4 protein-coding genes are annotated in these 13605 nt (G+C 35.8%); 3 read left to right on the top strand and 1 reads right to left on the bottom strand.

Annotation, left to right across the window (positions count from 1 at the left end; all coding sequences use genetic code 11):
* Nucleotides 1–245 precede the first annotated feature (245 nt).
* Nucleotides 246–935, top strand: a complete 690-nt coding sequence (locus C3B55_RS03810; protein WP_129211610.1) for an HAD-IA family hydrolase — start codon at nucleotides 246–248, stop codon at nucleotides 933–935.
* Nucleotides 936–2281: 1346 nt separating this feature from the next.
* Here C3B55_RS03810 and C3B55_RS03805 read toward each other — a convergent pair.
* The gene (locus tag C3B55_RS03805) at nucleotides 2282–3016 is read right to left on the bottom strand and encodes a phosphoadenylyl-sulfate reductase (protein WP_129211608.1); all 735 of its coding nucleotides are present in this window, start codon (nucleotides 3014–3016) and stop codon (nucleotides 2282–2284) included.
* A gap of 2806 nt (nucleotides 3017–5822) precedes the next feature.
* On the opposite strand from C3B55_RS03805, the gene C3B55_RS03800 reads away from it, so the two are divergent.
* Both C3B55_RS03800 and C3B55_RS03795 read left to right on the top strand, forming a co-directional pair.
* Nucleotides 5823–6794 carry an OmpA family protein gene (locus C3B55_RS03800; protein ID WP_129211606.1) on the top strand — a complete coding sequence of 324 codons (972 nt, stop codon included), beginning with the start codon at nucleotides 5823–5825 and terminating at the stop codon, nucleotides 6792–6794.
* A 3881-nt stretch (nucleotides 6795–10675) separates the two neighbouring features.
* Nucleotides 10676–11701 carry a quinone-dependent dihydroorotate dehydrogenase gene (locus tag C3B55_RS03795; protein ID WP_129211604.1) on the top strand — a complete coding sequence of 342 codons (1026 nt, stop codon included), beginning with the start codon at nucleotides 10676–10678 and terminating at the stop codon, nucleotides 11699–11701.
* Nucleotides 11702–13605: the final 1904 nt, after the last annotated feature.

Below are 13605 nucleotides of genomic sequence, written 5' to 3'. Positions count from 1 at the left end.
CGGCAGTAAAGTCAAGCAACTGCAATTATGCTTGGGGCCTGCAAGCTCTCTTTATGTTTACGTGTATCATAGTAAATCGTTAAGCGCTAAATTTTAGGCGTATTGGCTTTAGGTTATTTATGGTATATATTTTTCTAGATAAGGCATGATGATAGAAGTACATTAATGATTATAATAGTTGCTAGTTATCGATATTGATTGGTTTTAACAAGATTTTTGAGTTTTTTCTTTCAGGTTTTATTGTGATGAATGCACCGCACATTATAGTTAATCCGATTAAGGCCGTGATTTTCGATATGGACGGATTATTGCTGGATACAGAAGGTATTTATACTGAAGTTATACAGATAATCGCTCAACGCTACGGTCGTACCTATGACTGGAGTATAAAGCAACACATTATTGGTTGCGGTGCACAGGACCTAGCCAAGTACATAGTTAAGGCGCTAGATTTACCGATTACACCAGATGAATTTCTAGTTATCCGCGAGCCACTGATGAGCGAGCGATTCTCTAATACAGTAAGTATGCCAGGCGCTGAAGAGTTAGTAAGGCATCTGAAGGCACATAATATTCTAATCGCTGTAGGTACCAGTTCGTCACGCAATTTGTTTAATCATAAAACTGCCTTGCATCGCGAATGGTTTGGTTTGTTTGATACGATTGTTGCTGCTGATGATCAGGAGATTAGTGCTGCTAAACCGGCGCCAGATATATTCCTAGCCGCTGCACACCGCCTCAGCGTGGCGCCAGAGGACTGCCTAGTATTTGAGGATTCGCCATTCGGTGTGACTGCTGCCAAGGTTGCTAAGATGACCGCCATCGCTATACCTGATGAAGCTATGGCTAATAGTAAATATAAGCATGCCGATCAGATTATCCGTAAACTTGCTGATTTTGATCTTGCTGCCTATGGCCTACCGCCAATATGCTAAATTAATTTTGTTATAAAAATGTTTTTGTGACAGTTATCTAGAATCATTGTGCACTAAAACTATCGTTAATAGTCAAGTTTGCTATAGCAATATAGCCAGCGTGAGGTCTAGCCAGACAGGCTGGAAAGTAGTAACTTACACTATCTGTATTTATAAATGTACTGCGATTAGCCCAATTAGATTCGTCATAAAATGATTAATCGCCGCTTCAGTAATGTTTATTACTAGATCGTTTAGTAATTCTTGCAAGTTTTTAAGTTTATTAGCTTAGACTACCGTATCAGGCTGAGTGTGTGTGGCCGTTTGCTAAATATAACAGTTTTGTAATGTCAGCGTGATCTGGTTAAGAAAACAGCAAAAAGTTAAAATCAAGCCGACACTTTAGCTGCTCTAGCTATTATGCTAGACGCTATTTAGGCTCAACTATACAAATGTAACAAATTTGGCGTGGGCTATTGCAAAGTAGATAGTAATTGACTGTGATCATTATAAAATTAGTCCAAGTAGTAACACTAGGCTAGGTAAGGAGATATGTAACGCTAGCTGGTTGCTATAGAACATCTACAGTATGATTACTGCTACGGTAATGGTTATATTTGCTATGAAAAAATTTTAGATACCTGGATACTAGCTAGCTCAACACAAGGTAGAAACGTGAATACGGTCGCAGAAGTTGAGAATAAATATACCGTCAAATATTTATCTATAGAGTGCCATTATAACTAGAGTCATAAGTTTAGTGCGGCCCTCTCCTATAGCAGTACAGAAATATCCTGGTACACCAAGATAGCAAGTTGTTTAAACTAGATTGTGACAAACACCTCCAGTACAGTGTTAAATAAACAAATAGCAAATAAATAGTTAGCGATATTATGTGTGTTGTTAGTCTATAGCGCAAAGATATTATAGAGGCTACTGCTATCTAAATAGATTTTGATTTTAGTAAGTGCCAAGTTATTACTTTGTAATGTAGGCCAAGTGTTAAATAGAAATAAGTTTGTATTTGTTGTTTTAGAGTTTATGGCAAAGGAGAGCAATTTGAGTGCAATTTTATTGCAAGGAGCATTTCCGTATTCAGGTGATATAGTGTATATATGTTTTGTTTTTTGTATAAAATATTTTGTATATTAAGTTATATATGTGTTAGCATTTGCTATATGAAAACTAAATTTAGTTGAGTATGTATAGGTATTTATGGTAAATATTTACCTTTAAAACGATATACATAAATAGTTTTAAATAGATATTTTTTAGCTGGTAGGCATATAAGCTTTTGGTACATAATTTCATGGCTATACGCAAAAAATGGCACTAAATAGCACCATTTTTTGCGTGTAAATTTTTAATTACTCTTTACTGATTATATTTCTAGTGTGTAATCCACACTCTTTGTGTGTATCTTCTTCCCACCACCAGCGGCCTTCGCGCTCATGTTGGTTTGGTAATACTGGACGGGTGCATGGCTCACAACCAATGCTAATAAACCCGCGTTTATGTAGACTATTGTACGGTAACTCCAGCATGCGGATGTAGTTCCAGGCTTCTTCGCTAGCCATCTGTATTAGCGGGTTAAACTTATATAAAGTACGTTTTGGCGTTGAGAAGTTAGCATCAACCTCTAGTGCCGCCACCTTGCTGCGGGTGCTTGGACTTTGGTCGCTGCGCTGCCCTGTGACCCAGGCGCTTACACCGGATAATTTACGGCGTAGCGGTTCAATCTTACGTATACCACAACACTCGTCATGGCGGTCCTTATAGAAGCTAAAGAGCCCCTTTTCCTTGATAAATGGTTCTAACTTGACATGGTCTGGTGAGATCAGTTCTATGTCTATTTTATAGAACTCACGCACCTGTTCGATAAACTGATATGTTTCTGGATATAAACGACCAGTATCAAGACTAAATACTTTAACATTTTTATTTAGTTTCCAAGCTATATCGATTAACACTACATCTTCAGCACCGCTAAAAGAAACCCATAAGCCATCACCAAACTGATGAAATGCTAGTTTTAGAATATCATGGGCAGATTTGTTAGCATAAATCTTAGCTAGTTTAGCAACGTTGAAAGTTTGGTTCATTAAAAAATTTTCCTGCAGATCAGTAGTGCTAAGTGCTTTATAACTGAGTAATGAGATTAAAATCTGCCCAGCGTTATGGCACATTGTTTCAATAGCTGCAACTTGATAGTTCTGTTGCTTGCTCAATCTCATGGGAGTTCTTTTAGAAAGTGTTTGTCGAGATTTCGAGGGGTAGTGCTGATTCATGCTATCTCAGTAGATTTTCCTCGAAATAAACCGACAGCTAGTATTGACTAAGCCAACCAACCTAGCGTTCCAAACTATAACTTTATGATAAAATAGTACCTATGCATTTCTAATAGATCTGGGCTTAAACTTTCCGGCATTCAAAGTTTAATCGCTACTATAAAAATGTCTGACAGTGTACCATAGTGGTTAGTTAATTAGCTGTATAAGAGTGTCTAGGTAGAAATTCTATTAGACATTTGCAGTGAATTCTTACAAACATTCATTTGTTAACTGATTTTCTTGGTTTTGTTAGAGCACTGCTAAATTAGCAATAAAGCGATAGTTTTGAGAGTGCTTGTAATTTTTAGCAGTCTATACGCTTGATACTTGAATCAAGAATTTATTAAGGCGTTAAATCAGCAGTTAAGCTTTGAGGCTACCTAATACAACGTCTACAAATTTCCTCGCTATAGTCAATAGCTGCATCACAGATGATGTCTAAACTTTTTTAATCCTGCAACTAGTAGGTAGATAGTCAAGCGTATATTGAGATGATACCAACATATACAAATATGTCTAGAGTATTACTCCAGAGCGAGCTATGTTTATAAGATGATCAAATTAGTCTTATCGAGTCAATAGGTGTAGAGCGCCATCGATTATTATCGATGTGTAAGTTTACAATCTCGATACGCTATATATAATGGTTGTATCCAATAGCTAGGATAGCTATTCTACATAGAAGGGGTGCTCAATTCGCTATTATTCTAAGGACGTTAAGAGCGCGGAAATAATATCAATGATGCTAACAAAAAAGTTGAGTAAAATTATGTTTGAAATGATCGGCTAAAAATTAGCCTCGCAGTTATTAGACAAATCTATTGTACTATTGGTAAGCACTTTTATCCGTATTCTTTATATAAAGATTTTTATATTTAGTTGAGATAATCTTTTCGAACCGCACAAGCAGGTTCTGATATAAAGTGTTCAGTGTAATTGCTGTGCCTGCAGAGATAAAAAGCATATTGTGTTATTTAGGCTATCAGACTAAAGCCGATGCGTATCTTAGATACTATAAGCGTGATTTTGTTATTACGCATTTAGTTGCATTGTACTTATTCCTTAGGTTAAAACATATAAACGTTAGCATTTTTTCCTACTGAAGTTATCATTATTATGAGCTTTTCTGATACTTTTTTAAAAGTGGCAAGATTTTTAGTCAGTTTGGTACAAAGTAGTTTTTTATTATCTAAACATGTATAGTTTAAGGCATGTGTCGATGCAATAGCGCATTGCCTCAACCAGAGAATGAATAATCTTGTAGATTTTAATGTCTTGGTGCTTATAGGTTTACCATAACGGTCTAAGTGTTCGCGTTTTACTCGAGCTCAGCTGTTTAAATGCTTAATTTTGCATTAAGCTGGATGCACCTAATGCTAATAATATTAATAGTTCTCCAGCTAAGAGCCAGTATTTAGATTTGCGCATAGATTACTATATATGCTATTTTTTTGAGACATCTTATGAAGATTAGCTTATTAATTCTTGGTTTAGAAAATATAATTTGCACAGCCAGCACAGGTACCTGTGCTGGCTGTGCAAAAAAAATTAGTATATTTCTCTTAACACGCACATCAAGATTTTGGCAATAAGTAGTAACTATGACTACTGATCTAATACGTTGCGCGTAGAACTTTACAAATCCAGTATTTGTCTACTTATTATTGATAATAAGTACTAAATTTGCTTTTCGTGATACAATGTTTATTGTTGATAACTAGGCAAAAACTAAATACCGGTCAGTTAATGTTGCTGCTTAATTAGATCCCTATGGAACAGTAGGTCGCTAGCTGTTAATCCGGTAAACACTGCTCAATATATGCAGCACAAAACCTGGCATTCGGGTTATAGTGAATATTGATTTCACGATCCGCGTGACTTGTTTTGAGTAAAGTTTAAATGTAAGTCGCGCGTTATGATTTACTTGAGATTTTGAATGAAGACTTGGTCGTTTGTTCGTATATATAGTCGTTTTATGAAACATAAGTGCAAAAAATTGATGAGTAGGTATAAATGTTTGTTTAATATATTTAGGGGGGGGGGCAATAAAGATGCGGATGATGTTTGTTAGGGGGTCATGTTTAATTTTGCTGTACGGTTTGAAGAGTTTTAAAAGTGGATATCAAAATTTGATGCATAGATTTTTATAAGCTCATATACTACGAACGTATCACGTAGTCTCTTAAAAAAGATAAAATGTTGCTTAATAGATGCATAAAGTTAAAACATCTTTTGATGTAACGTTTAAAGAAAAGACGTTAACTTCTAAGTTGAAAAGCAGATTTTATTGATTGTTCTATGCATATAGACTAGACTGCTCATAAAATTCTAGTGCTATAATTTATTGCATAACTTAAACTTCAGAAAATTGCCAACAATATGTATATGAGTTTTTGTGCTACAAAAAATATGTTACAAGCATGTCTTTGATAAATTACGTAAATAATTTGTTAGTAACGCTAAAATTTAGCTCAGTATAAATATCTCTTACTTATAAGTAAGTTCTGTTAGACTTGTTGCAAAGTTTTACATATGGTTTATGGGGCTGTTTTACAATCATTAGATAGGGAGTTAACGGATGAAACTGAAAAATACTTTGAGCTTTGCTTTTGGTGCTGTTATTGTTGCTGCTGCCTTTAGTGCTCTGGCGCAAGGCCAAGGAGCAGTTGAAGGGCAGCTGTTTTACGAAAAGCAGTATAACAATAGCGTTACGCATATCGAAGATGGATTTCACCCTTTCGCAGGTATCGGTTACTTTTTAACTGATGATGTGTCGCTTAACCTGAGCTATAATAATACCAACTATAGTCATTCCGGTAATGGTATTGGTAATAATAAAATAAAGGGTGACGCTAGCAGCGTGACCGCTCAGTATCATTTAGGTCAGGCTAATGTTAATTCATTGCGTCCATATATTGAAGGTGGCTTCGCTCATCAAAGCCATACTAATATTACTACTCACGGCCATACTGGCCGCAACCAGACTACTCTGGCAATCGCTGGGGCTGGTGCAAAGTATTACTTTACCAATAACCTATTTGCTCGTGCTGGTGTAGAAGCTGACTATGCCATCGACAATGGTAAGTTAGATTATGCTGCGCTAGTTGGTTTAGGTGTGAATTTTGGCGGTAACGCTAGTGCAGTTGATTCAATTTCTACTCCAGTACACACTTCAGAACCAGAAGCTCCAGTTGCTCAGGCTATTCGTGTTGAGCTAGACGTAAAGTTTGATTTTTCTAAGTCAGTTGTGAATTACAATAGCTATGGTGATGTGCAGCGTATAGCTAATCTCATGAAACAGTACCCACACATTACTATCGTTCTTAAAGGTCACACTGACTCAGTTGGTTCAGATGCTTATAATCAGAAACTCTCACAGCATCGTGCCGATGCTATTAAACAACTCTTAGTCGAAGATGGTATTGCTCCTGGTCGTGTAAGTTCAGTTGGTTATGGCAAACTCCGTCCAGTTGCTGACAATTCAACTGAAGCTGGTCGCGCCATCAACCGTCGTGTAGAAGCTACGATTGAAGTTCAAGCTAATCAGTAACTACTGACGAAAAAAAGCCCGGCTTAGCCGGGCTTTTTTTCGTCAGTAGTTTATCTTAAACACTTACTCCCCTGCTACTAATGCAGTTCACTGTATTAGTGTCAATAATATTACTAAGAACTAGGATTAATAATATCTGCAGGCTGCATATCCTGTAGATTTACATGAATATATGTAAATTCTGACTATAAGTCATTTTTCTTTTTAGTTTGCGCTACGCCACCCATATATAGCCTCTGATATCACCTTGCTTTCAACTATAACGTACCAGTTTTGACTGCTGTCGTTCTGAGTGCAGGCCCAAGGCTAAAGTTACGTTACGATTATTAATGTGTAATAGTAGTTTTATGTCACAGTTCTTTGTATTTACTAAACTAAGTCTTAGTTATTCAACTAACTTGTCCTACTAAATTTCATATGCACTTAACAATATCACTTTTTACTATCTCAACCAAAAAATACACGTATAAATCATCACTTTTAATTCGATTCTCGGTAAATAATAGTTATATGGCATGCCATAATCAAATTCTTACTTAATCTAAATTACATATAGAATACAATGCATCTTCTAGATGTGTATAAAACAATAAAGCGTTAGTTCTGACACACACTGCCGTCGCTAATGCGATGGCTTTTCAGGCTGACTAATATTGCTTTCTATGAATCGATAACAATATAATTTATCCTGTTATCCAGTAACAAGTAATTATAGAAATACGAATGACCACTGTCAACCGAAAACATACTATTCAAGGACAGACGAGGCATCCCGAATTATGTACTTACATTAATCAACTATTGATATAATTAGAAGTTCTGATCGAGCAGCAGCATAAATGATGCTTGATAAATTGAGATTGCGGTCGCTGACCAATAACTTGTATTTATTAAAGATCTACGATGATTGCTAGAAAGCAAAAAAAGCTTAGTAAGTCTAAACGACAACATTTTGTGTACTGTAATAAACACAGTGATTGCCATATGAAACCAATAGCTAGCACTTAACAGTATAATGCGGTAAACTTTTATGCAGTTTACCGCAATGAAAGTCTAGCGCTAGTTATTGATCTAAACCGATGGCGCATTTAAATAGTGTCTAGCTGTCAGCATTATCAAACGCATGCATCAGTCATAGCGGCTAAACTTTTAGTAGTTTTTTTTGAGCAACGCTGTAACTTCGTACAGACTAAGTTAAGTCTAGAAAAGACTGACGTTAAAAATTCAATGTTAAACTGCATAGTTTAGTGCAGTTTTAAGCGGCATTAGTCATTTACAAAGCGAAATCGGTTAATGTTATGAAGTATAACATTAACTTTGCTTTTTAGGTGTAACTACCATTTATCTACGCTAGTAGATTACATACTTGGTCATTACTAATTAAAAATTTTAATAGTATTTGATTTTTTCTCAAAAGAGCATTGTGCTCTAGCATGAAAATGTAGTTTATTGCAAGTATGAAAATACTTTTATCTATAAGCATACCTCGATATTAGCGTACACTCTAATATCAACTCTATAGTCAATATGCACAAACTAGGCAGGTAAAGCCTGCTATCAACTTTACATTAAAATTCAAAAATAGAGCATCTTACAGCGTAGCTGCTTTTTTATGCTGCGTCGGCATAGATACTTACGATACCTGTTATACTGTACGATAGTTATCGTCTCACATGGAGAACGCGCTAGCTTGTTGTATATTGTTGTTGTAGGTTAAACATTTTAGCTTAAAGAGAAAACCTCTAGGCGCAGAATGAATGTTTATATACCTTGTCAGCATATTTGCAATGCTTTTGTAGTTATCTATTCTTGCTAATCGTGCTATATAGTTTCACTATATCTTTATAACATAAAAAATTTAGGTAAGAACAGCAGCATTTAGAATCATTTGCAGAACAATTAAGTAATTAGCCGGTTAAGTAGATTAGCAGTTTTCCTGCATATGTAAAATACGCTTTGTATTATCGCTTTAGCATACTCTGCTCCACAGGTTTAGATGTTTTGTGCATCAAGTATAGCTTATGGATAACGTTGCCACCGCCATCTCTCATGGATAGTGGTAACGTTATATTTTATATGACTAAGCTTTTAAGCATCACATAATGCACGTATAGCGTATAATCTAACTGATAGCAAGATCATGAACTGAAGCATGCGTAAATAAACAAGCCCATAACATAGTGCAAGATTGCTCAATACCTGCGTGAACAATCATAAGTACGCCATACATGACGAATAGGTTTATCTACGATTTAAATCATAAATTTCAATAATCAAAAGCCTATCTGTGATCAAGTAGAAGGATCTTACATAGCGACCATTGTAGCTAATAACTAATATACGTTTTATAGTAATTTTGTATATTGATTAAATAATTTGTTGGTCAAACCTACTAAGGTAAAATGATTAACAAAGTTGGTGACAAGCTAAGCACATCAAATCATCCAATTGAGGTGTTGCCGTAGTAAGTAGATGTGAATGTAGATTCTGGTAACTTTGAAAAATACGCTTGACCTAGAGCTAAATAAACTAGCACTGGGATGAGCTCGATGCGCGTTCTGTAGCATTTGAATAATAACTACTTAGGTAGTATAGTGCGGTATTTTAGAATGCCGACGTAAGGTTTGGATGATTGCGTTTATCATGATTTAATCAAATAAAATGTTTCGATGGTTTTTTAGGATAGAGATAATGTTAACTGTTGAGGTTTGGGTCTAGTGCCGACAATAGCAAAATGGTGTCTCGCAGTATAATAACGCCCCCCTCAATGCACTCCACCCCTCCATGCCTCTATAGCAGTGAAACAGATTGAAATACAACTAACCATTGAAAAAGATGAGTAGTCAACTGGCTGGAACACTAAAGCTTGGCCTAGAAATGGCTACTGGATAGCTAAAATTAGACAGGAGTTATTAATCTGGAGCCGATATGAGTAAATGCAAAATTTATATATATGCAAAAAATGTTAAGCTCTTGAAACCCCATAATCTATTGCATGTATTATCAATGTCTTTCTAGACACTTACTGCATACTAATCACAAATAGTCTCTTATGTAGCCTCACGCTAAGAGCCTCGATTATATAAATTTATTGTTAAAATTATTAAAGGCTAAGGCTTGTATAGCTGTGTAGTTAATATATTAATTATTTCTAGAATCAAGTAATGTAATATCAGCAGTTAAATGTAGAAGTGTATACAGGAATCGTGAATAATAAACTGATAATCGTATTGTCGTTGATAATTGAGTTTTTATAGTGATAAACTATTTACCAGCAAGAGTACGGATATTATTAGGTTGCCTCTCCAGAACAAAACAACAGAGAAATATGTAACGCATCTAGTGGGTCATGTAGCTAGTGAACCAATAATTAAAATGATGTGCACAAAACTACTTGTTGAGTCTGTTAACGGTTATGAGTCAGACCTGAGTAAGTCACTGGAATGATTTGCCTATTTATACAACAACCATGGGGCAAACGCCTAGGTCTGCAGTCAGTTATGACTGACGCGATATTAGATTGATATCAATCAACAGTATTTTACTACACCTTATTTGTTAAATAAAAAATACAAAAAACAATTGCTATATAAACCGCACTTATCAGTTTAGAGTGAATCATAGATTATTGCTAGTTCTAATCAACTCTTTTATTGTTCACTGAACACCATTTCAGGTTTTTTATAAAGGCCGGTATAGAAGCTATGCGTAAAACGTTACGCATACATTATATATATTTAATTTGGATGGCAGTATCAGGTGTTGATTGTATAGCGATATTAATGAATATACAGATACACTTTGCATCTGGTGTATAATTCAGATTATAATTTTTTACAATCTTTGTCACCTTCCTACAACCATTAAACGATAGCTAGTGAATGTATACCTTAATCCGCAAGCTGCTATTTAAGCTTTCTACGGAGAGTTCACACGATCTATCCCTAGAGTTGATCGGGACTGGTGGCCGCCTAGGACTTAATCGCCTAATATGTAAAAAGCCAGCAAAGATACTAGTGTCAGTAATGGGTTTAAAATTCCCTAATCCAGTTGGGCTAGCTGCTGGTCTTGATAAAAACGGTATAGCTATTGATGGTTTTGCGCAAATGGGTTTTGGCTTTGTTGAGATAGGCACGGTAACACCACGTCCGCAGTTTGGCAACCCAAAGTCACGCATGTTTCGTTTGCAGAAAGCTGAGGCAATTATTAACCGCATGGGCTTTAATAACCTAGGCGTTGATTATTTGCTTTCGCGGATTCGGACTGCAAAGTACAACGGCATTCTTGGTATTAATATTGGTAAGAACTTTGACACGCCAATAGAGCGTGCCATTGATGATTACTTGATCTGCCTGAATAAGGTTTACTCATGGGCTAGTTATATCACAGTCAACATAAGTTCGCCTAATACACCGAGCTTGTCTAGCCTGCAGTTTGGTGACTCCCTCAAGCGATTACTTGAAGCCTTAAGTCGACGTCAGGAATACCTAGCCGTTTACTATGGGAAACGCGTGCCGCTAGTGATCAAAATTTCCCCAGACATACACGATAAGGAAATCGTATTAATTGTTCAGGCCTTAATAAATTTTGGCATGGACGCGGTCATTTCTACGAATACTACCATCAGCCGGGTTGGCGTTGAAGGGTTACGCCATGGTAATGAAGCTGGTGGGCTATCTGGCGCACCATTGCGAGATAAGAGTACCCATATCGTCAAAGTACTGGCCGCTGAACTAGCTGGGCGTTTACCGATTATTGCCGTAGGAGGTATTACCGAAGGTAAGCACGCAGCCGAAAAAATCGCCGCTGGTGCAAGCTTAGTACAACTATATTCCGGTTTTGTCTACAAAGGCCCAGCGTTGATTCGCGAATCAGTAGAAGCTATTATTGCTTTACTAGAGCGATGACTAAAACTAAAAGCTTTAACCATATAAAATTTATACCAAAAAAACTATTTTGTCCAGAATTTACTTGCTAGATTGAGTAGCTATATAAAGCTATAAGTTGACCGGCATATTTAGTACCATATACAAGATGATGGTCTGAATGGCGTTAAGTCTAGAGTTTTTTTAATCAAGCTTGTAATACTGCCTCTATTATCGCAGCATTCTTCTAGTCAACCGTTAATTCAGGTTCTGATATAAACAATAGAATCAATAAGTCAATCAAAGTTTATAATACTGTATATTAGCGTCATACCTATTTTATATCAGCATAAAGACTCTTTTTATCAGCGTATCACACTGAAGTGATCTCATAAGTAAAGCATTTCTTTCACTTGTAGACCGTCTGAATATTTTTAGCTTTGTTCTAAGCCAGTAGGTTTTACTATTAATAGCTCACCACTAGTATGGCTAGCTAATGTGTTGGTATTGTTATGGTGCTAACTTTTATTAAATTAAAAGTAATAAGTTATATTGCAGCAATAATCGTTTTATTATTAACCATGATACGCTTGACTACATTAGCATGCCTGACGCTACGGCTAACTTTAGAGATCAGATCATTAACATGTAACGCAGCAAGCTTCGTCTGGATTTAACTATGGAGTGATAGTGAAATTTGTTTTGCGGTGATAAAGCTCTAAGTAGCTTAAAACAAATACGGTTTGCTGCCTGTTGTATGTTTTTCCATGGCGGTTATACCGCTGCAGGTAATACTAACCACACTAATTATACCATTTTTTAATCCTTATATTAACAGTATCGTATATAGCAAAGATATCATCGTCTAGACGTTTAAAAGTTTTATAGACACGGAATCAAGAATAACTGTTTATCATTGCTTATTATTTTTAATAAGCTGATTATATAGATGTACAGTTACACGGTATTTAATGTAATAGTTTCTTTAACGCTGATATGCGGTGTATATGGCTTTTACATAGTATGATTTATGCATTAAAAATAATTAGTAGCAGTGGACATATTTTTGATAGGCGAGGTATGTTCAAGATTGTTATCTAACACGACATAATTGCGAATCTGAAAAAGTCTTAAATAGATCGTAACAGCGTTAGTATTTATGATGTAATGCGATATAGCAATCAGACATTGTAGTGGCAGTGCTTGTCGCCAGTGCTGGCATATCGGTTGTTGTTAAAACAACGGCTTTATTAGCTTATAAGTAAGTGTATAATAGACTTTTGTGTTTGTGGGTATCGTTATTATTTTATAGAGCAAACAGCAACACCATAAAACCATGTGTACAAAGCTATATTAAGCGCTATGAAGCGCAACCATAACTTTTACAGGCTGTGATGGGTGCATCCTAATACTTTAAATCTTTTAATTTTGATTAATTTTAATTGTGTAATGAATACATAAAATATTAGGTACGAGTTTAGTATGTAATAATAAACCTACTCGGCACTGTAATAACATGAGGGCGTAGCTTTCTTGATGATGAATTGATTCAAGTGTTTATGTTGGTGTCTGAATGCGGTGAAGTTGGTGATTTAGAGCATATTCACTAGGAAGTTTGTAGTTTCATAAAAATTTTATCATACAAAATGTACATAGGCTCAACCAATATTGCTTAATGTTAATTTAGCTCATAATTATATTCGATTTATTTGGTTTATAGTTTTTTAACTATTAAGCTAGCAAAGCTATTTGATTGTCAATCATGCATAATTTATATGCTGCTAGCAGACTAACTCTAATTCAATGCTGCGTAACTGAACTAAGCTGATGTGCGACGCCTGATAAATGCGAATTTCTTGGCTGCGTGCGTGAGAATGTGCGCCAGCGCACAGACCATTCCTATCAACCGTTGGCATGCTTTGGTTCTTTTCAAGCGTACACCTCTA

Origin of the sequence: Candidatus Pseudomonas adelgestsugas (genome assembly GCF_004124255.1) — a bacterium.
GTDB classification, from domain to species: domain Bacteria; phylum Pseudomonadota; class Gammaproteobacteria; order Pseudomonadales; family Pseudomonadaceae; genus Aquipseudomonas; species Aquipseudomonas adelgestsugas.
The sequence above is the reverse complement of the archived record's forward strand: the minus strand, read 5'-3'. Positions and strand labels throughout refer to the sequence as shown.